At 44.3% G+C, this 20,810-nt stretch carries 24 protein-coding genes; all 24 read left to right on the top strand.

Annotation, left to right across the window (positions count from 1 at the left end; genetic code table 11):
- Window positions 1-37: 37 nt before the first annotated feature.
- The 24 genes from WJQ40_RS06925 (at window position 38) to WJQ40_RS06810 (ending at window position 20,808) form a co-directional block, all read left to right on the top strand.
- Window positions 38-583 carry a DUF177 domain-containing protein gene (locus WJQ40_RS06925; RefSeq protein WP_118797091.1) on the top strand — a complete coding sequence of 182 codons (546 nt, stop codon included), beginning with the start codon at window positions 38-40 and terminating at the stop codon, window positions 581-583.
- 2 nt (window positions 584-585) lie between these two features.
- The gene (rpmF, locus tag WJQ40_RS06920; RefSeq protein WP_118797090.1) at window positions 586-765 is read left to right on the top strand and encodes a 50S ribosomal protein L32; all 180 of its coding nucleotides are present in this window, start codon (window positions 586-588) and stop codon (window positions 763-765) included.
- A gap of 164 nt (window positions 766-929) precedes the next feature.
- Entirely contained in the window at window positions 930-1,943 is a 1,014-nt protein-coding gene (plsX, locus tag WJQ40_RS06915) for a phosphate acyltransferase PlsX (RefSeq protein WP_118797089.1), read from the top strand.
- Window positions 1,944-1,961: 18 nt separating this feature from the next.
- A complete protein-coding gene (acpP, locus tag WJQ40_RS06910; RefSeq protein ID WP_118797088.1) occupies window positions 1,962-2,195 on the top strand; it encodes an acyl carrier protein in 234 nt (77 codons plus the stop codon).
- Between the two features lie 90 nt (window positions 2,196-2,285).
- Complete coding sequence (gene rnc, locus WJQ40_RS06905) at window positions 2,286-2,972, top strand: ribonuclease III (RefSeq protein WP_118797145.1); 687 nt, start codon at window positions 2,286-2,288, stop codon at window positions 2,970-2,972.
- A gap of 4 nt (window positions 2,973-2,976) precedes the next feature.
- Window positions 2,977-6,537, top strand: coding sequence for a chromosome segregation protein SMC (gene smc / locus WJQ40_RS06900; RefSeq protein ID WP_337538848.1), 3,561 nt, complete (start codon window positions 2,977-2,979; stop codon window positions 6,535-6,537).
- The gene (gene ftsY, locus WJQ40_RS06895) at window positions 6,537-7,502 is read left to right on the top strand and encodes a signal recognition particle-docking protein FtsY (RefSeq protein ID WP_262572818.1); all 966 of its coding nucleotides are present in this window, start codon (window positions 6,537-6,539) and stop codon (window positions 7,500-7,502) included. Before smc ends, ftsY begins: the two co-directional genes overlap by 1 nt.
- Window position 7,503: 1 nt before the next feature.
- Complete coding sequence (gene ilvA / locus WJQ40_RS06890; RefSeq protein ID WP_262573354.1) at window positions 7,504-8,715, top strand: threonine ammonia-lyase; 1,212 nt, start codon at window positions 7,504-7,506, stop codon at window positions 8,713-8,715.
- A 120-nt stretch (window positions 8,716-8,835) separates the two neighbouring features.
- Window positions 8,836-9,702 (top strand): YitT family protein, encoded by an 867-nt coding sequence (locus WJQ40_RS06885; RefSeq protein ID WP_337538846.1) that lies wholly within the window; start codon window positions 8,836-8,838, stop codon window positions 9,700-9,702.
- Between the two features lie 83 nt (window positions 9,703-9,785).
- Entirely contained in the window at window positions 9,786-10,892 is a 1,107-nt protein-coding gene (locus tag WJQ40_RS06880) for a glycoside hydrolase family 25 protein (RefSeq protein WP_337538843.1), read from the top strand.
- A 4-nt stretch (window positions 10,893-10,896) separates the two neighbouring features.
- Entirely contained in the window at window positions 10,897-11,745 is an 849-nt protein-coding gene (locus tag WJQ40_RS06875; RefSeq protein WP_337538841.1) for an AraC family transcriptional regulator, read from the top strand.
- An 87-nt stretch (window positions 11,746-11,832) separates the two neighbouring features.
- Window positions 11,833-12,174, top strand: coding sequence for a YlxM family DNA-binding protein (gene ylxM, locus WJQ40_RS06870; RefSeq protein ID WP_118797082.1), 342 nt, complete (start codon window positions 11,833-11,835; stop codon window positions 12,172-12,174).
- A gap of 2 nt (window positions 12,175-12,176) precedes the next feature.
- A complete protein-coding gene (gene ffh / locus WJQ40_RS06865; RefSeq protein WP_262572858.1) occupies window positions 12,177-13,535 on the top strand; it encodes a signal recognition particle protein in 1,359 nt (452 codons plus the stop codon).
- A 62-nt stretch (window positions 13,536-13,597) separates the two neighbouring features.
- Window positions 13,598-13,843: a 30S ribosomal protein S16 gene (gene rpsP / locus WJQ40_RS06860; protein WP_118797080.1), complete on the top strand. Its 246-nt coding sequence runs from the start codon at window positions 13,598-13,600 to the stop codon at window positions 13,841-13,843.
- Window positions 13,844-13,872: 29 nt separating this feature from the next.
- Window positions 13,873-14,100: a KH domain-containing protein gene (locus tag WJQ40_RS06855; protein WP_118797079.1), complete on the top strand. Its 228-nt coding sequence runs from the start codon at window positions 13,873-13,875 to the stop codon at window positions 14,098-14,100.
- Window positions 14,101-14,159: 59 nt separating this feature from the next.
- Window positions 14,160-14,678: a ribosome maturation factor RimM gene (gene rimM / locus WJQ40_RS06850; protein WP_118797078.1), complete on the top strand. Its 519-nt coding sequence runs from the start codon at window positions 14,160-14,162 to the stop codon at window positions 14,676-14,678.
- A gap of 7 nt (window positions 14,679-14,685) precedes the next feature.
- Entirely contained in the window at window positions 14,686-15,498 is an 813-nt protein-coding gene (gene trmD, locus WJQ40_RS06845) for a tRNA (guanosine(37)-N1)-methyltransferase TrmD (protein WP_337538838.1), read from the top strand.
- Window positions 15,499-15,620: 122 nt separating this feature from the next.
- The gene (rplS, locus tag WJQ40_RS06840) at window positions 15,621-15,968 is read left to right on the top strand and encodes a 50S ribosomal protein L19 (RefSeq protein WP_118797077.1); all 348 of its coding nucleotides are present in this window, start codon (window positions 15,621-15,623) and stop codon (window positions 15,966-15,968) included.
- A gap of 109 nt (window positions 15,969-16,077) precedes the next feature.
- The gene (lepB, locus tag WJQ40_RS06835; protein ID WP_262572863.1) at window positions 16,078-16,659 is read left to right on the top strand and encodes a signal peptidase I; all 582 of its coding nucleotides are present in this window, start codon (window positions 16,078-16,080) and stop codon (window positions 16,657-16,659) included.
- Window positions 16,659-17,510, top strand: coding sequence for a ribosome biogenesis GTPase YlqF (gene ylqF, locus WJQ40_RS06830; RefSeq protein ID WP_337538835.1), 852 nt, complete (start codon window positions 16,659-16,661; stop codon window positions 17,508-17,510). The genes lepB (WJQ40_RS06835) and ylqF overlap by 1 nt, the downstream gene beginning before the upstream one ends.
- Window positions 17,501-18,049, top strand: coding sequence for a signal peptidase I (gene lepB / locus WJQ40_RS06825; protein WP_262572867.1), 549 nt, complete (start codon window positions 17,501-17,503; stop codon window positions 18,047-18,049). Before ylqF ends, lepB (WJQ40_RS06825) begins: the two co-directional genes overlap by 10 nt.
- 11 nt (window positions 18,050-18,060) lie before the next feature.
- Entirely contained in the window at window positions 18,061-18,840 is a 780-nt protein-coding gene (locus tag WJQ40_RS06820) for a ribonuclease HII (RefSeq protein ID WP_118797073.1), read from the top strand.
- Window positions 18,841-18,848: 8 nt separating this feature from the next.
- Window positions 18,849-20,507, top strand: a complete 1,659-nt coding sequence (locus tag WJQ40_RS06815) for a flagellar hook-length control protein FliK (RefSeq protein WP_337538833.1) — start codon at window positions 18,849-18,851, stop codon at window positions 20,505-20,507.
- Window positions 20,508-20,517: 10 nt separating this feature from the next.
- Complete coding sequence (locus WJQ40_RS06810; RefSeq protein WP_337538832.1) at window positions 20,518-20,808, top strand: EscU/YscU/HrcU family type III secretion system export apparatus switch protein; 291 nt, start codon at window positions 20,518-20,520, stop codon at window positions 20,806-20,808.
- Window positions 20,809-20,810: the final 2 nt, after the last annotated feature.

The following is a 20,810-nucleotide window of genomic DNA, read 5'->3' as shown; positions in this document are numbered from 1 at the left end:
TGTGCAGGGAGTTCTCTGTGCATATTGGGAGTTTATTATGTTATTGAATCTGACTGATGTATTTACATCTGAGGGAAAAGTGAAAGAGCTGTCTGTTCCGTATGAAGAGAAGACCTTTTCCTATATGGGAAATGAGTACGAAATCAAAGGGGACACAGTGGCAGACATGAAGCTGTCGAATATCGGGACAGGAACTGTTCTGGTGGAGGGCAGTGTTACTGCTTTGATGATCATTCCCTGTGACAGATGTCTGAAGGATGTAAAGGTTTCCGTATCTGCGGATTTTGCACATCAGGTTACATCTCCTGATCAGGAGAAAGGTGCCACAGAGGAAGCATCAGATGATACATCTGATGAAGAACAGAATTTTGTATCTGGCTATGAACTGGATACAGATGCTCTCATAAGCAACGAAATCTTAATTCATATGCCAGTCAAGGTATTATGTAAGGATGACTGCAAAGGAATTTGCTCTGTTTGCGGACACGACCTGAATGAAGGGGAATGTGGATGTGACAGATTTGTCCCGGATCCGCGAATGGCAGCAATTAAAGATATCTTTAACGCGAATAAGGAGGTGTAACGATGTCTATTTGTCCTAAGAATAAATCTTCCAAAGCAAGAAGAGATAAGAGAAGAGCAAACTGGAAAATGAGTGCTCCTACATTAGTAAAGTGCAGCAAATGCGGCGCCCTGATGATGCCTCATAGAGTATGCAAGAAGTGCGGCTCCTATAACAAAAAAGAGATCATCAGTGTAGACTAATTCCAGAAAGCAGAAAAGCAGTCAGAGGTTGCTTTTCAAAATGAATGACAGAGAATTAAGGGTTGGGCAGATTAGCTTAACCCTTATTTTTTCGCACAATTTGTCCTTGATTTTTGCAATATGGTCTAGTATAGTTAAATGGGTATGAAATACGGAGGTGTAATATGGCAGAATTTGTTAAAGTAGCAGTAGACGCCATGGGTGGTGATAATGCACCGGTTGAGATCGTCAAAGGTGCGATCGAAGCTGTGAATGAAGATCACCGTGTTAAGGTTTTTCTTGTTGGACAGGAAGAAGTAGTAAAAGCGGAGCTGACGAAATATACTTATCCTGAAGAACAGGTAGAGGTGGTGAATGCAGCTGAGATAATCGAAACAGCAGAGCCTCCTGTTATGGCTATCCGTAAGAAGAAAGATTCTTCCCTTGTGAAAGCCCTGTATCTGGTGAAGGATGGTACCTGCGATGCTTATGTATCGGCGGGCAGTACCGGAGCCACACTGGTAGGCGGTCAGGTGATCGTAGGCAGGATCAAGGGTGTAGAGAGACCTCCGCTGGCACCGCTTATCCCGACAGCAAAGGGATGCTCCCTTCTGATTGACTGTGGGGCGAATGTAGATGCCAGAGCTTCCCATCTGATCCAGTTTGCCAAGATGGGATCTGTCTATATGGAATATGTCATGGGAGTAAAGAACCCGAAGGTAGCGATCGTTAATATCGGAGCTGAGGAAGATAAGGGAAATGCACTTGTGAAGGAGACCTATCCACTCCTGAAGAACTGTCCTGATATTAATTTTGTAGGAAATATAGAAGCGAGAGATATTCCAGAGGGCAAGGCAGATGTTATTGTATGTGAGGCCTTTGTTGGAAATGTGATCCTCAAGATGTATGAAGGCGTTGGCGGCGTTCTGATCAAAAAGGTCAAAGAAGGCATGATGACCTCACTCAGAAGCAAGATCGGTGCATTGCTGGTAAAGCCGGCTTTGAAGAATACACTGAAGGCATTTGATCTTGAGCAGTATGGCGGTGCACCGATGCTTGGACTCAATGGTCTTGTGGTTAAGACACATGGAAGCAGCAAAGCAGTAGAAATTAAGAATTCTGTTTTACAATGCATTACATTTAAAGAACAGAATATTAATGAAAAAATAAAAGAAAAAATTACTATGGAAGAAAGCTAGGAAAGGAATCAGCAGGAAATGGAATTTGAAAAGTTAAAAAAGGTAATTGCCGACGTTCTTAATGTCGACCCGGAAGAAATCACTATGGAGAGTACATTTGTGGATGATCTGGGAGCAGATTCACTTGACGTATTTCAGATTATCATGGGTCTTGAGGAAGTATTTGACATCGAGATTCCGGCAGAAGAAGCAGAGAAGATTACTACTGTAGAAGAAGCAGTTAATCTGATCAAAAATGCAGTAAATCAGTAAAGCGCCGAGAAATTAAAACGGCTTATGAGAAGTTTGAAAAGCCCTTTGTATAAAGGGCTTTTTATATATCAGATAAAGACAGGTAAAAATATGCTTTCACAAAACAGTAAAGAATTAGAAGAGAGAATAGGGTATCATTTCAAAGACAAGGCTCTTTTGAAGCAGGCACTGACACACAGTTCTTTTTCAAATGAACAGAAGGTCAACAAGCAGAAAAATTACGAGAGGCTTGAGTTCCTTGGAGATGCTGTACTGGAACTGGCTTCCAGCAAGTTCTTTTATCAGCAGCATCCGGAAATGGCAGAAGGACAGCTGACGAAACTGAGATCCTCTATGGTCTGCGAACCGGCACTGGCTTTCTGCGCCAGAGATATTGAGCTTGGAAAGTATATTCTTCTTGGTAAGGGGGAAGAGGCTACCGGAGGAAGAGAAAGGGATTCCATCACTTCAGATGTCATGGAAGCAGTGATTGGGGCTGTTTATCTGGATGGTGGTTTTGAAGAAGCAGAAAAATTTATCCTGAAGTATATTCTTTCTGATCTGGAAAACAAGAAGCTCTTTTATGATAGCAAGACAATATTGCAGGAGAGAGTGCAGAAGGATGGAAGGGAACTCCATTATGTACTGGTGGAGGAAAGCGGTCCGGATCATGACAAGCTGTTTACCGTAGAAGCTGTTATCGGCGATGAAACAGTGGGCAGCGGAACTGGAAGAACTAAAAAATCAGCAGAACAGCAGGCAGCCTATGCCGTTTTGCTCAAGTGGGGGAAACAGTAGTTTTATGTATCTGAAAAGTATTGAAATTCATGGATTCAAGTCCTTTGCCAACAAAATCGTATTTCAGTTTCACAATGGAATTACTGGTATTGTAGGACCGAACGGAAGTGGTAAGAGTAATGTTGCAGATGCTGTGCGCTGGGTACTTGGTGAACAGAGGATCAAACAGCTGCGAGGAGCATCCATGCAGGATGTCATTTTTTCCGGTACAGAACTGAGAAAGCCACTTGGGTATGCATATGTGGCAATCACACTGGACAATTCCGATCATCAGCTTGCTATTGATTATAATGAAGTAACTGTGGCAAGAAGAATTTACAGGTCTGGTGAAAGCGAGTACCTTCTGAACGGTACACCCTGCCGTCTGAAGGATGTGAATGAACTCTTTTATGATACCGGTATCGGTAAGGAAGGATATTCCATTATCGGGCAGGGACAGATTGATAAGATCCTGAGCGGTAAACCGGAAGAGAGACGTGAGCTGTTTGATGAGGCAGCCGGTATCGTCAAATTTAAAAGAAGAAAACTGGCAGCCCAGAAGAAACTGGAGGATGAACAGCAGAATCTGGTGCGTGTGAATGATATATTATCCGAACTGGAGAAGCAGATCGGACCGCTGGAAAAACAGTCGGAAACAGCAAAGATCTATCTGAAAAAGAAGGAAGAACTGAAAACACTGGACGTAAACATGTTCCTTCTTGAGAATCAGAGACTGCAGGAGCAGTTAAAAGATGCACAGGAAAAATATGATATTGCCAGTGAAGATCTGGAGAATACTTCTAAGCAGTATGAAAATATCAAAGAAGAATATGAAAAAATAGAAGGACAGATCACACTTCTTGATGAGACCATTGAGAAGAACAGATCAGCACTTACGGATACCAGTATGCTTCGAGGAAAGCTGGAAGGTGAGATCAATGTCCTGAAGGAGCAGATCCATTCTGCCAGAAATAATGAAGAACATTTGAAACAGCGCAGGGAAGCTGTTTTAAATGAGATTGCAGCAAAGAACCAGGATAAGGAAGGCATACTTTCTGACAAGGGACAGATCGATGAACAGGTTGCTGAGATCGAAAAAAAACGGGATGAGGCGAAAGCTGCCCTGACAGCAGTTCAGAGTTGTATTGAAGAACTGAATAATCAGATCGAAGGCGGTAAGAATGCGATCATCGAGGCTCTGAATGCCAGAGCAACAATCAAATCCAAGCTTGGCCGGTATGATACTATGACAGAGCAGGTAAATATCCGGAAAGCAGAGCTGACATCAAGGATCCTTCGTATGAAGTCAGACGAAGCACAGCAGGAAGAGACTCTGAAAGCATTAAATGATGAGTTTGAGAAGATCAATGAAGAGATCCGTACATTAAATGATGCTGTGGAGTCCAAGGAAGAGAAGCTGACACTTCTTCGGGAAACACTGGCTGACAAGGACAAAAAGCTCAGGGATACTCAGGTAAGCTATCATCAGGAAAAATCCAGACTGGAGGCACTTTCGAACCTGACAGAACGCTATGAGGGCTATGGTGGAAGTGTCAAGAAGGTCATGGAACGCAAGGAGCAGGAAAAGGGTATCGTCGGTGTTGTTGCGGATATCATTAAAGTAGATAAAAAGTACGAGACAGCCATTGAAACAGCACTTGGCGGTAATATCCAGAATATTGTTACAGATGATGAAGAAACCGCCAAGCGTATGATTGGTTATCTGAAACAGACGAAGGCCGGAAGGGCGACCTTCCTTCCTCTTACCAGTATTACCCATCCGCAGGAGTTCAAGAATCCGGAGTCCCTGAAGGAAAAGGGTGTGCTTGGCATGGCAGATGAACTGGTACATGTCGATGAGAAATACCGTAATGTGGCAAAGGCCATGCTGGGAAGGATCGTTGTTGTAGATCAGGTGGATAATGCCGTCAGGATCGCACGAAAGTTCGATTATGGGATCCGCATGGTCACACTGGAAGGAGAACTGCTCGTTCCAGGTGGTGCTATCAGTGGTGGTGCATTTAAAAACAACAGTAATCTCCTCGGAAGAAGAAGAGAGATGGAGGAGATGGAAGCCAGTGTCAAAAAATACCTGAAAGAGGTGGATACCCTGCTTCAGGAGATTGAAGATACCAAAGCAGAAAGAAATAAGCTCCGGTTAAGCCTGGAGGAGGACAAGGCTTCCCTGCAGAAAAAGTTTATCGAGCAGAATACGGCCCGTCTTAATGTAATTAAAGCAAAGGAGCGGAAGGAAGAGGCTTCGGAAAGCTCACTCGAACTGAAAAACGAAGAGAGGGAGATTGAAAGCCAGATCCAGGAAATCCGCCTGAGTAAGGAAGAGATCAGCAGGGAACTGCAGGATTCAGAAACTCTGGAAAAGCAGACGGAAGGGAAGATCAAAGAATGTCAGGTGCTTCTGGATGAAAAGAGAAGTGAAGAGTCAGAAAACCTTGCAGGTGTGAATGCACTGGAAGTAGAAGTAGAAAAGATGCTCCAGCAACAGGGCTTCCATCAGCAGAATGTAGACCGTATCAATACTGAACTGGAACGTTCGAAATCGGAGCTTTCAGAGATCGAGGAAGGGCTTCTTGGCAATACGGGAGACATCGAGCAGAAGGAAAATAATATCCGGCAGATTGAAGAAACCATACAGGCTTCCCATACATCACAAAGCGATACTGAGAAACAGCTGCAGGAAGATATTACAAAGAAAGAAGAGCTTTCCGCAAAACAGAAGAATTTCTTTAAAGACAGAGAAGCACTTTCTGAAAAGATGGCAGGACTTGACAAGGAAGTTTACCGTCTGAATGCCCAGAGAGAAAAGCTGCAGGATATGACAGAATCCCAGATCAATTATATGTGGGATGAGTATGAGATCACGCTTTCTGATGCAGCAGGCATGAGAAATGAGGAGCTGAATGATCTGCCTGCCATGAAACGGGATATTTCCACTTTAAAGGATCAGATCAAAAAGCTTGGTGATGTCAATGTCAATGCGATTGAAGATTATAAGAATCTGATGGAGCGTTACAGCTTCTTAAAGACGCAGCATGATGATCTGATCGAAGCGGAGAAAACGCTGGAGGGTATCATTACGGAGCTTGATACAGCTATGAGAAAACAGTTCCATGAAAAGTTTGGTGAGATCAGCCGGGAGTTTGACAAGGTATTCAAGGAAATGTTTGGCGGCGGTAAGGGTACACTGGAACTGATGGAGGATGAAGACATCCTGGAAGCAGGTATCCGGATCATTGCACAGCCTCCGGGAAAAAAGCTGCAGAATATGATGCAGCTTTCCGGTGGAGAGAAGGCGCTGACAGCAATCGCTCTATTATTTGCCATCCAGAACCTGAAGCCTTCTCCGTTCTGTCTTCTGGATGAAATTGAGGCAGCACTGGATGAAAGTAATGTATCCAGATTTGCAAAATATTTACATAAGCTTACCAGGCATACCCAGTTTATTGTTATTACGCACAGACGTGGAACTATGGAGCAGGTAGACAGGCTGTATGGTATTACCATGCAGGAGAAGGGTGTTTCTACTCTGGTAAGTGTAAATCTGATTGACAAGGAGTTAGATGACTAATGGCAGGTTTTTTCAGCAGATTAAAAGAAGGTCTGACCAAGACGAGAAATAATATTGTCAGTAGTATAGATGCTGTATTTGGTGGATTCTCTACTATTGATGAAGACTTTTATGAGGAATTGGAAGAGATCCTGATCATGGGAGATATCGGTGTGAATGCTACCGAAAAGATCCTGGAGCGGCTGCGGGAACAGGTAAAGGAAAAGCATATAAAGGAACCGGCTGCCTGTAAGGAGCTTCTGATCGAAAGTATCAGGGAGCAGATGCAGGTCGGGGAAACAGCATATGATTTTGAAAATGAACAGTCAGTAGTACTTGTGATCGGTGTAAATGGTGTTGGTAAGACGACTTCTGTCGGTAAGCTGGCAGGGATCCTGAAGGATCAGGGCAAAAACGTCCTGATCGCTGCAGCGGATACTTACCGTGCAGCTGCCGGAGAGCAGCTTCTGACATGGGCTAACCGGGCCGGTGTTCCAATGATTGGCGGCAAAGAGGGAGCAGATCCTGCAAGTGTAGTATATGATGCAGTGAATGCAGCAAAGGCCAGAGGAGTAGACGTGCTTCTCTGTGATACAGCTGGAAGACTTCATAACAAGAAGAACCTGATGGAAGAACTGAAGAAGATCAACCGGATCATAGAAAGAGAGTTTCCGGATGCCCACAGGGAGAATCTGGTAGTCCTTGATGGAACAACCGGACAGAATGCTTTAAATCAGGCGAGGGAGTTTGGGCAGGTAGCAGACCTGACAGGTATCATCCTGACAAAGATGGATGGAACGGCCAAGGGAGGTATTGCTGTAGCCATTCAGTCAGAGCTTAACATACCGGTGAAATATATTGGCGTTGGAGAACATATAGAAGATCTTCAGAAATTTGATCCGGAGCAGTTTGTAAATGCACTGTTTGATGTGAAGGAAGAGGATCTGGCAGAAGAGATGACAGGAGGAAACGAAGATGGAGAATAAGATGCTGACTCTTGAAAAATTCGAAGAGGCTTCAGAGGTCGTTAAGCAGGTTACCCAGGAGACCAAGCTGGTTTACAGTGATTTTTACAGTGCACAGACCGGGAATAAGGTATATCTGAAACCGGAAAACATGCAGTTTACAGGTGCCTATAAGCTCAGGGGTGCTTACTATAAGCTGAGTACCCTGACCAAAGAGGAACGGGAAAAGGGACTGATCACAGCCTCCGCAGGAAACCATGCACAGGGTGTTGCCTATGCGGCAAAGTGCTATGGAGTAAAGGCGGTAATCGTTATGCCTACGACAACGCCTCTTATCAAAGTCAACAGAACCAAGAGCTATGGTGCTGAGGTTGTTCTTTACGGAGATGTTTATGATGAAGCCTGTGAGCATGCCTATGAGCTTGCAAAGGAGCATGGTTATACCTTTATCCATCCATTTGATGATCCTGTAGTTGCGACCGGTCAGGGAACAATTGCCATGGAGATCTTCAAGGAACTGCCTCTTGTGGATTATATTTTAGTGCCCATTGGAGGTGGAGGGCTGGCTACCGGTGTTTCTACACTGGCAAAGCTCCTGAATCCGAAGATCCAGGTGATCGGTGTGGAACCCGCAGGAGCAAACTGTCTGCAGGAATCTTTAAAGGCAGGGAAGGTAGTGACACTGCCGAAAGTAAGCACGATCGCAGATGGTACAGCAGTTAAGACACCTGGAAGTAAGATTTTCCCATATCTTGTAAAAAATCTGGATAATATCATTACTGTTGAGGACGAAGAGCTGGTAGTTGCTTTCCTTGATATGGTTGAAAATCACAAGATGGTGGTAGAAAATTCGGGACTTCTTACAGTAGCAGCATTGAAGCATCTGGATGTAAAGGGCAGAAAAATCGTTTCTATCTTAAGCGGCGGCAATATGGATGTGATCACGATGTCTTCTGTTGTACAGCAGGGACTGATCCTGCGTGACAGAATCTTTACCGTATCTGTGCTTCTGCCAGATAAGCCAGGTGAACTGTCCAGAGTGGCAGATGTGATCGCAAAGCAGAACGGTAATGTGATCAAGCTGGAGCATAACCAGTTTATATCCATTAACAGAAGTGCTGCGGTAGAGCTTCGGATCACGCTGGAAGCCTTCGGATCGGAGCATAAAGCCCAGATTATTAAGGCATTGGAAGATGAAAACTACAAACCGAGACTGGTTCGTACAAATATTTAGTAACTGTCTTTAAATTTTCAGGAAAAGCCGTATACTATAGGTAGTATATGGCTTTTTTGTGAGGGGAAGATGTGAGGGGAAGCAGAAAGAGGATGCACCGCACGGAACAGGAGGTCTTAGGTGAAGAAAAAGGGAATCAGATATATAAAAAAGTACACTATGCTTACAATTGCCTGTGGTATTTTTGGCATAGGCGTTGCGTTGTTTGTAGATCCTAATGATCTGGCACCGGGTGGCTTTACAGGACTTGCCATCATGATCAACCGGCTGATCCCGGTGAATACCGGTATGCTGTATCTGATCTTAAATATTCCGGTCATTCTGCTTGGAATCCGGAAGTTTGGATGGAAGTTTACAGTTTCTACCCTGTATTCCATTCTTGCGGTTTCCCTTTTTACAGATCTGTTCCATCTGATGACACCAGTTACCTATGATCCCCTTCTCGGTGCGGTATTCGGCGGAGCGCTGATCGGCGTGGGAATAGGCCTCGTAATGAGAAATGGAGGAACAACAGGAGGGGCAGACATTGTGATCAAATGTCTGAAGATCAGGATCCCACATATGAAAACTGGGACATTGATGCTGATGCTCGATGCTGCGATCATTGGAATGTCTGGGATCGTATTTGGTAATTTTAATGCAGTGCTTTATGGAATCTTATCCTCGGTAGCTACGTCAGCCGCTTTGGATTTCGTACTGTACGGAGGTGATGAAGCGAGACTGATCTATATCATCAGCGATAAAGCAGAAGGAATCGCTGAAAAGCTGCTGGAAGATGTGGATATCGGCGTAACCTTTCTGAATGGAAGTGGTGCCTATCACAATACGGAGAAAAAAGTGATCATGTGTGTGGTAAAGAAGCAGCTTGCACCACGGGTAGAAGAAGTGGTGGAAAATGATGACCAGGGAGCGTTTATGATCATTACCAACGCATCTGAAATTTACGGAGAAGGCTATAAAAGCTTTTTTGCTGACAAAGGAAGATAGCTGCGAAAAATACAGGGGGTTTTTCGTTTCTGATTAATGTGATAGAATAGAGCAAAAAGATAAAGGATAACAGGAATACCGGTATGGATAACAACAATAGAGTACGTAGAAGAAGAAAACAGCAGAGAAGGAGTATGATCACCAATATCGTCATGTGTCTGATCACACTTTCCGCACTGACCGCATGTATCGTGCTTGTACTGAAGAATTATGACCTGAAGAGCCAGAGTGAAGAAGCAATGGCACAGCTTAAGAGCTTTGAAGAGGAATCTGAGCATTATATTTATACCCAGGCAGATCTTGATTCCTACCTGGAAGAAGCAAGAGCAGATGCACAGGAAGCGGGAGAAAATGAGATCCTGTCTGAGCTGAAAAGCAGAATGGATGGCGGCTCCAATACAGCCGCTGTCCTCAGAGATTTTTTCCCTGAGGATGTAGTTGTTTATGCAGATGGCAGCTATCACTTTTTCCCGATTGACGAGAAGCTGAAGAAACACAGCTATGTTTATGATAATTTCAAACAGCTTGAAAACGGGCAGATCGAATATGTGGATGATACTGATGTGGTACTTTCAAAGAAAGGGATTGATGTTTCCAGATTTCAGGAATCCATTGACTGGAAAAAGGTGGCAGATGACGGTGTCAGCTACGCTTTTATAAGGGCTGGTGTCAGGGGCAGTACAGAAGGGCGCATGATGGCCGACGAACGATTTGAGGAGAATATGGAAGGGGCACTTGACAATGATATTCAGGTAGGAGCATACTTCTTTACCCAGGCGATCACAGAGGAAGAAGCAGTAGAGGAAGCAGAGTTTGTACTGGATCTGCTGGAGCCATATGATGTTACTTATCCGGTAGTATATGATCTGGAGGAAGTGACAAGCAAGAATGCAAGAACTGAGGATCTTACGAAGGAACAGTATACAAAGAATTGTATTGCTTTCTGTGAAACGATCAAAAAGGCCGGTTATACACCAATGATCTATGGAAACCTGAAAACATTCCTGATCATGCTGGATATGTCCCAGCTTGAGGAATATCATAAATGGTTTGCATACTACAATACACCGGTATATTTCCCTTACGAATTTGATGTCTGGCAATACAGTTCAAAGGGCAGCATCAGCGGGATCAAGGGAGATGTGGATCTGAATGTCTGTATGACAGATTTTGGAGATGAGCAGGAGTAAAAGGATGAAAGAACTTTTACAGGAAGCAGAGACCATAAAAACAGGATATCTGCTGGAGGATTTCAGGCTGTTTCATTTAAAGGATAAGAAACCGATCGATTATCCATATCACTATCATGATTTTTACAAACTGATCTGGTTCCAGGAGGGGAATGTGGAGTATCATATTGAAGGAAAAGCGTATCAGCTGAAGCCCTATGATATCCTGCTTGTTGGGAAGGGGCAGATCCATAAGCCTTTTATAGGAACGGATGTACCCTATGAACGTTATAATTTTTATATTTCAGAGCAGTTTTTAAAGGAGTATTCGTCAGAAGACTGTGATCTGAAACAGTGTTTTGCGCTGGCAGACAGAGAAGGAAGCTGTGTGATACGGTTATCGCCCGGTGACAGCAGCAGGATATTTGAAAACAGCAGGCTGATTGAAGCTGCAGAAGAAAATAAGGAGTATGCATACAATACTTATGAAAGACTGCTTCTTATGAAATTATTGATCGAACTCGCCAGATGCTGCATAGATAATCCGGATGTTTTTCATAAGATGGCAACCTATGATCATAAGACTGTGGAGATCCTTCATTATATCAACGGGCATCTGAAGGCACCGCTGTCCATTGATAAACTTGCAGAACAGTTTTATATCAGTAAATATCACATGATGCGTAAATTCAAAGAAGAAACCGGATATTCCATGCACCAGTATATTCTGGAGAAAAGGATCCTGCTCGCAAAGGAAATGATACAGGCAGGTGTTCCGGCTACGACGGCATGTCTTGAAAGTGGATTTCATGATTATTCCACTTTTCACAGAGCCTGCAAAAAAATACTTGGGAAGCAGCCATCGGCATTCTGAGAAGTGAGATGAAAAATAAAATCACATTGTCAAGTAAAAATGCTTGACAGTGTGATTTTTTTGTTGTATTCTAGCAAAGGTGATTGCATGGAAAGAATTGTTGAACAGGGGCTTTTGTATGATTTTTATGGAGAGCTTCTGACAGAGCATCAGAAAAAAATATATGAGGATGTGGTGTACAATGATCTTTCCTTAAGTGAGATCGCACAGGAAAATGGAATTTCCAGGCAGGGAGTCCATGATATGGTGAGACGGTGCAATCACATGCTTACAGAGTATGAAAATAAGCTGCATCTTGTTGAGCGTTTCCTGAAGATCAGAAGCGGGGTAGATGAGATGAAGCATCTGTCAGAAAATACCGAACTGACAAAGGAAGAAATTCTTGGCAGAGTAAACAGCCTGTGCTGTGAAATCTTAAAGGAGCTTTAGGAATGGCATTTGAAAGTTTAACAGATAAACTCCAGAATGTATTTAAGAACCTTCGCAGTAAGGGGAGGCTTACAGAGGATGACGTCAAGGCGGCATTGAAGGAAGTCAAGCTTGCTCTGTTAGAAGCGGATGTTAATTTCAAGGTAGTAAAGCAGTTTATCAAGGCGGTAGAAGAAAGAGCCATCGGCGCAGATGTGATGAACGGTCTGAATCCCGGACAGATGGTGATCAAGATCGTAAATGAAGAAATGGTTGCACTGATGGGATCGGAAACCACAGAGATCGCATTCCAGCCAGGAAAGGCCATTACCGTGATCATGATGTGCGGTCTGCAGGGTGCAGGTAAAACAACTACTACAGCCAAAATTGCCGGTAAGCTGAAGCTGAAGGGAAAAACCCCACTCCTTGCAGCCTGTGATGTGTACAGGCCGGCGGCAATCAAACAGCTGCAGATCAATGGTGAGAAGCAGAAGGTAGAGGTTTTCTCCATGGGAGAAAATCAGAAGCCTGCCAATATCGCAAAGGCTGCTATTGAGCATGCGAAGAAGAATGGAAATAACGTAGTGATCCTTGATACGGCCGGACGTCTTCATGTAGATGAAGAGATGATGGAAGAACTTCAGGAGATCAAGAAGGCAGTTGAAGTCCATCAGACGCTGCTTGTTGTAGATGCCATGACAGGTCAGGATGCCGTTACGGTAGCCAAGGCCTTTAACGATCAGATAGGAATCGACGGTGTCATCCTTTCCAAGATGGATGGTGATACCAGAGGTGGTGCGGCACTGTCCGTCAAAGCAGTGACTGGTAAGCCGATCCTGTACGTTGGTATGGGAGAGAAGCTTTCTGATCTGGAGCAGTTTTATCCGGATCGTATGGCTTCAAGGATTCTCGGCATGGGAGATGTACTTTCCCTGATCGAGAAAGCACAGGAAAATATCTCCATTGATGAGAATAAAGAGAAAGAAATGGCTTCCCGTATGAAGAAGGGAAAGTTTGATTTCGATGATTATCTGGAGAGCATGAAGCAGATGCGGAATATGGGTGGTCTTGCCAGTATCCTGAAGATGCTTCCCGGCACAGGTGGTAAGGGCATGGATCTGGAATCCATGATCGATGAAAAGCAGCTTGCCAGGACAGAGGCCATTATTTTCAGCATGACTCCTGCAGAGAGAAAGAACCCGAAGCTTTTGAATCCGAGCAGAAAGCACAGGATCGCCAGAGGAGCAGGCGTTGATATTGCGGTAGTAAACAGATTCATCAAACAGTTTGAGCAGTCTCAGAAGATGATGAAGCAGATGCCGGGACTTATGGGCGGCAAGCGTGGCCGTGGCGGTTTCGGCGGCATGAGATTCCCTTTTTAGGGATATGACAGTGTTTTGAATTTCAATTCAAATATAAACAAAATTTTTCGGAGGTGAAAAACATGGCAGTAAAAATCAGATTAAGAAGAATGGGTCAGAAGAAAGCTCCTTTTTATAGAATCGTAGTAGCAGACTCCAGATCCCCCAGAGATGGAAGATGTATCGAGGAGATCGGTACTTATGATCCTAACACAGACCCCAGTACCTTCAAGGTAAATGAGGAGCTTGCAAAGAAGTGGCTTGCAAACGGAGCACAGCCTACAGAAGTTGTCAGCAGAATTTTCAAGCAGGCAGGTATTGAAAAGTAGGAATTGTTGGCGGCCTTTGGAGGTAGACTATGAAAGAATTAGTTGAAGTAATTGCAAAAGCGCTTGTTGAACATCCGGAAGAGGTTACAGTGACAGAGAAGGAAGAGGGTAAGCATGTTACACTTGAGCTTCACGTAGCTGCAGCTGATATGGGAAAGGTGATCGGTAAGCAGGGAAGGATCGCAAAGGCTATCCGTTCTGTTGTGAAAGCTGCATCATCTAAGGAAAACAAGAAGGTTGACGTGGAAATCGTCTAATGTGTATGAGAAGGGGAGCCCGCATAGGACTCCCTTTTTTATAAAGGATAGGAGATATGATGGAAAATATTCTGCAGGTCGGCATTATTTCCTCCACTCACGGAATCCGTGGAGAAGTGAAAGTATTTCCGACAACAGATGATGTGAATAGATTTAAAAAGCTGAAGGAAGTGCTGCTGGATACCGGTAAGGAGACGCTTCCCCTTACCATAGAGGGAGTGAAATTCTTCAAACAGTTTGTGATCCTGAAATTTAAGGGGATTGACAATATCAACGATATCGAAAGATACCGGGGAAAAAGTCTCTATGTAACGAGAGAGAATGCGGTCAAGCTGAAAAAGGATGAGTATTTTATTGCTGATCTCATCGGCCTTTTTGTAGAGAATGAGGACGGATCCTTTCAGGGGACATTGAAGGATGTACTGGAAACCGGTGCCAATGATGTCTATATTGTAACAGATCAGAATACAGGAAAAGAAGTGCTGATCCCGGCGATCAAAGACTGTATTTTACAGGTAGATGTGGAACAGGGCTTTATGAAGGTACATCTGTTAGATGGACTTCTTTCAGAAAAGTGAGGCAGCTATGTTTTTTCATGTACTGACATTATTTCCGGATATGATCCGTGATGGGTTTACAACCAGTATCCTCGGACGAGCCGCTGAAAAGGGAATATTATCTCTGGAAGCAGTAAATATCCGGGATTATACAAAGAGCAGACATAAAAAAGTAGATGATTATCCGTATGGAGGCGGTGCCGGCATGCTGATGCAGGCACAGCCTGTTTATGATGCCTGCCAGGCGGTAATAGAAGGGATACAGACAAGAAAGAAAACTGCAGGAGAGGAAAAAGTCAGAGTCATCTATTTAACCCCTACAGGGCAGGTTTTCTCCCAGCAGCTGGCAAGAGAGCTTGCCAGAGAAGAGGATCTGATCTTTTTATGTGGACATTATGAAGGGATCGATGAAAGAGTCCTTCAAAGGATAGTGACAGATTACGTTTCTATTGGTGATTATGTGCTGACTGGCGGAGAGCTGCCGGCTATGGTAATGATGGATGCGATTGCCAGAAATGTGCCTGGTGTTCTTGGAAATGAAGAATCTGCACAGACAGAGAGCTTTGATGATGGGCTCCTTGAATATCCACAGTATACAAGACCGGAGATCTGGGAAGGGGAAAGGGTACCTGAAGTACTGCTGTCAGGAGATCACGCAAAGGTCGAAGAATGGCGGCTTGAAAAATCCCTTGCAAAAACAAAAGAGGTTAGACCAGAGCTATATGAGAGCTGGGCAGAGTCCCATCAGGAGTATTTCGTGAAAAAGGCAAAAAAGGAAGAACGACTCAGAAGAAAGCTTCAGAAGGAAGCCAGAAAAAAAGCTGCGGAGGAGCATTTTTGAAAAAATGGTGAAAAACACTTGCTTTTATATGGGTTATATGATAAATTATTAACGTTGCAAAAATGAGATGGTCCTCTGTTACCAAGGTATTAAGAACATCCAGTTGATTCAAGGAGGCAAATATGAACGAAATCATTAAGAACATTGAAGATGCTCAGTTAAAGGCTGAAGTAGCAGAATTCAACGTAGGTGATACCGTAAGAGTACACGGTAAGATCAGAGAAGGTAACCACGAAAGAATCCAGATCTTCGAAGGAACTGTCCTGAAGAGACAGGGAACTGGCGCAAGAGAGACCTTCACCGTAAGAAAGTCTTCCAATGGCGTAGGCGTAGAGAAGACATGGCCTGTACATTCCCCTAACGTAGAGAAGATCGAAGTTGTTCGTAAGGGTAAAGTAAGAAGAGCTAAGCTGAACTACTTAAGAGATCGTGTTGGTAAGAAGGCAAAGGTTAAAGAGATCGTTAAATAAGAAGAGCTTTCAGAAAGACAGCTGCTGCATGGTAGCTGTCTTTTTTTACTCTTTCTTTATCTTTTGATGTATGTTAAAATAATTTGTAATGGCCAGGGAGGAAAATGGCATGGCAAGGAAAAAGGGATTGACCTTTTATGAAAAGGAAAAGAAAATTAACAAATCTACGATCCATGAGATCCTTTCCACACTGTTTTATTGCGGAGTGGCGGTTTTTCTTGCTTTTGTGCTGGTATTTTCTGTTGGCATGAAGATCAGTATGGTAGGAGTTTCCATGGAACCTGCCCTGTATAATGGACAGGAAGTACTGATTAACCGTTTTATTTATAAAATCACATCACCGAAGCGGGGAGATGTGATAGCATTTCTGCCGAACGGCAATCAGAACTCCCATTATTATCTGAAACGGATCGTGGGATTGCCTGGGGAAAGTATACAGATCATAGACGGGTACGTATACATCAATGGAGAGAGACTTCCAGAGGATGAATATGATAAAATGGCAGATTATGGAATTGCCGGGAATGAGATACAGCTTGGCAGTGATGAATATTTTGTTCTTGGTGACAACCGGAATATGAGTGAAGACAGCAGATCCGGTAATATCGGAGCAGTAAAGAAGGATACGATCGCAGGAAAAGTATGGTTCCATCTTTCCTGTGATGAGGAAGGGACAGGGTTTGTAAATTAATGAATTATCAGTGGTATCCGGGGCATATGACGAAGGCTGTCCGGATGATGCAGGAAAATATAAAGCTGATCGATCTTGTGATCGAGTTAGTGGATGCCAGAACCCCCATGAGCAGCAAGAATCCGGATATCGATTCTCTGGCAGGTAATAAAGCAAGGGTGATCCTGCTGAATAAGGCAGATCTTGCTGATCCTGCAGGAAATGCGGCATGGACGGAATATTTTAAGAAAAAGGGCTTTCATGTTCTTGAGATCAACGCAAGGACAGGAGCCGGTGTGCGTGCTGTACAGGGACTTGTGCAGGAGGCCTGTAAGGAGAAGATCGAAAGAGACAGAAGAAGAGGTATTAAGAACAGGCCTATCAGGGCTATGGTGGTCGGTATCCCCAATGTGGGAAAATCAACCTTTATCAATGCTTTTGCCGGAAAGGGGTGTACCAAAACCGGTAATAAGCCAGGTGTAACCAAGGGAAAGCAGTGGATCAGACTGAATCAGAATCTGGAGCTTCTGGACACACCGGGGATTCTCTGGCCAAGATTTGAAAATCAGCAGGTAGGTGAAAGGCTTGCCATGATCGGCTCTATCAATGATGAGATACTTCATGCGGATGAGCTGGCAGCTGCCATCCTTATCTATCTGCAAAAGCATTATCAGGGGAAGATCCGTGAACGATATGAAACAGAGGAATCCGGGGATGCTTATGCCATGTTAAAGGAGATCAGTATTCAGAGAAAGTGCTTTCTGAAGGGAGAGGAACCGGATCTTCTAAGGACTTCCCGTATCATCGTAGATGATTTCAGGGGTGGCAGACTTGGCAGGATCACGCTGGAGAGTCCGGAGGAGTGGAAGTGAAAAACAATACATTAAAAGAGATACTCAGCACCAGTATTTATTTACTGATCGTTCTTGTCCTTACATTTCTGGTAGTTACTTATGTTGGACAGCGGACGAAGGTCAGCGGTGCTTCCATGGAGCCGACACTTCATGATGGGAACAATCTGATCGTAGATAAAATTTCCTACAGGTTTTCTGATCCGGAAAGATTCGATATTATAGTATTTCCATTCCGCTATGAGGATAAGACATATTATATCAAGCGTATCATAGGTCTTCCGGGTGAGACAGTCTATATTGATGAGAATGGTACGATCTTCATTGACGGTGAGGAGCTTGAGGAGCACTATGGAAAAGAGGTTATTCTTGATCCTGGCCGGGCTTATGAACCGATCACACTTGGGAAAGATGAATATTTTGTCATGGGTGATAACAGGAATAACAGTTCTGACAGCCGGGATCCTGTAGTGGGGAATATCCACCGTAGTGAGATCATAGGAAAAGCGTGGATGCGGATCTGGCCGCTGGATCAGATAGGACTGATCCGGCATCAGTAAAGGAGCAGAAAATGAGTGAAAGCATTGCAGAGATAAAGAAACAATTACAGGCAGCCAGTTTACCGGGGCTGCCTGATTTTTTAAAGGATCACGAAACGTTTATCAGAACTTATGAAACAGATGAGAGAAGCGGTGTAAAAAAGCTGGTAGAACAGGCCAGAAAGCAGATAGATGCCTATGAAAAGGAACTGAAACGGACGGAGTCAATGAAACGCTTTGAAAAGGAATATGATAGTTATTCCTATATCTGTGGAATTGATGAGGTGGGAAGAGGACCACTGGCAGGACCTGTGGTAGCAGGAACCGTGATCCTGCCAAAGAACTGTGATATTTTATATCTAAATGATTCCAAGCAGTTATCCGAAAAAAAGAGAGAAGAGCTCTATGAGGTGATCATGGAAAAGGCGGTCAGTACGGGACTTGGCTTTGTGACGCCGGAGAGGATCGATGAGATCAATATTCTGCAGGCTACCTATGAAGCTATGCGTATGGCCATAGGAGAACTTGATCCTGTGCCGGATCTTCTTCTAAATGATGCGGTTACCATACCTGAGGTAACGATCAGACAGGTACCGATCATCAAGGGAGATGCCAAGAGTATTTCCATAGCGGCAGCAAGCATTATTGCCAAGGTGACAAGAGACCGGCTGATGACTGAATATGAGAAGACGTATCCGGGCTATGGCTTTGCAGCCAACAAGGGCTATGGATCCGCAGAGCATATTGCAGCCATCCGGGAACTTGGTCCGACACCAATCCACCGGAGGAGCTTTATCAGGAACTTTCTATAGGAGGCGTTATGAGGCTTTCTTCTTTATTTACACAGGGAAATCAGCAGATACAGGAGAACAGTCGTGATATGTCCTTTTCCACGCTGGAAAAGGGTCTGAGAAACGGCATGAAGGAGATGGAGGGCAAGATGCCCGGGCAGTCTGTGACAGGAGAGGTCATAGAAGCAGATGGACAGGATATCCTGCTTGCAATAGGGAAAAACCAGCTCCTTCGGGCAAGGCTTTCACTTGCCATGGATGTGGAAGCGGGCCAGCAGCTGACCTTTGGAATTAAATCCATCGGTGGGATGAAGGTGGTCTTAAGTCCTCTTTTTGAAAATATGACATCCGGTTCAGGAGCAGAGAAAGCACTTGAGCTTGCAGGACTTCCAAGAAATGAAGAAACCATGAAGATGGTGGAAGCCATGATGAAGGAAGGAATGAAGCTGGATCCGGATTCTCTTTCTTCCATGTACAGGACTGTGAATGCCCATATGGATGCGGATATTACCACACTGGTACAGCTTAACAGGATGGGGCTTCCGGTGACGGAAGAGAATATCACGCAGCTTCAGTCCTACAAAAATTATGAAGGTCAGGTAACAGAGGGGGTAAAAATCCTGATGGGAGAGGTGGCGGAGCAGCTTTCTTCTCTGGCTGCTTCAGATAATCCGGAGGATGTATTTACTTTTTTGAAAGTAGTCCTTGGTGAGCCTTCCGGGACAGAGAATGTACAGACAGAGGAAAATATGGCAGGAGATGACAATGTCATTCAGACCTTCAAAAATGCTGTAATGACAGAAGCTCCAGAAGAAAATGCAGGGAAGGAAAAGCTCCCGTTTATGCCGGGAATGGCAGAACAGGCAGGAGAGAAAGGCTTAGGAATGGCGCTTTCAGATGTTCTGCAGAAAGCCGGATTTTCTGAAGAAACGGTAAATGCCTGTCTGAAAGGGGAACTGCCGGCAAAGGAGCTTCTTACAGAGCTTGGCAGGCTGGTGAAGGATGGCAGGCTGTCAACCGAACAGAAGAATGGTATCCTGGAGCTGCTTAAGGATAATGAGTTCCTTGAAAACCTGAAAAAGGGCCTGACAGAGAAATTCCTTCTGACACCGGACGAGGTTGGAGAGGATGGTCAGGTGGAAAAGCTCTATGAGAGACTGGACAGTCAGCTTTCACGGATGAATCAGGCACTGCAGGGAATGGCAAAGGAAAATCCTGCACTGTCCCAGTCAATTCAGAATCTTTCTTCTAATGTAGAGTTTATGAATCAGCTGAACCAGATGTTTACCTATGTACAGCTTCCGCTGAAGCTGTCAGGGCAGGAAGCTGCCGGGGAGCTCTATGTTTATACCAATAAAAAGAATCTTGCAAAGAAGGATGGGCAGGTCAGTGCACTCCTGCACCTTGACCTTAAGCATCTTGGTGAGATAGATATCCATGTCAGCCTGAGAGACAGCCATGTATCAACGAAATTCTGCCTTTCAGATGAAAAGGCACTTGATCTGGTGGCGGCCAATATTGATACACTGAACCAGAGACTGATGAAGAGAGGATATTCCGTGGACGCTTCTTTTGAACAGAAGGACAAGGCACAGCATCCAATAGATGAAATGCTGGACAGGGATAAAAAGGTATCATCAAAGGAAAAGGTTCTGATATCCAGCAGCTCCTTTGATGCCAGAGCATAGGAGACAGGCTATGAAAGAAAAGAAAGAAAAGGTAAAACAGGCCATTGCCCTCTCCTATGACCCTGCAGAAGAAGCGCCGAAGGTCATTGCATCCGGAAAAGGCATGCTGGCAGAAAGGATCATAGAGAGAGCACAGGAGTCCAAGGTACCGGTACACAGGGATGATTCTCTGGCAGAAACGCTGTCAAGACTGGAAATCGGAGAAATGATCCCGCCGGAACTTTATGAGGTGGTAGCGGAGATCCTTGTTTTTGTGGATGCCATGGATAAGATCAAGGCGAAAATAGATAAGGTACGATAGGA

This window comes from Suilimivivens sp. (assembly GCF_037359455.1).
Classification (GTDB): domain Bacteria; phylum Bacillota; class Clostridia; order Lachnospirales; family Lachnospiraceae; genus Suilimivivens; species Suilimivivens aceti.
This window is presented reverse-complemented; position numbering and strand designations above follow the sequence as displayed.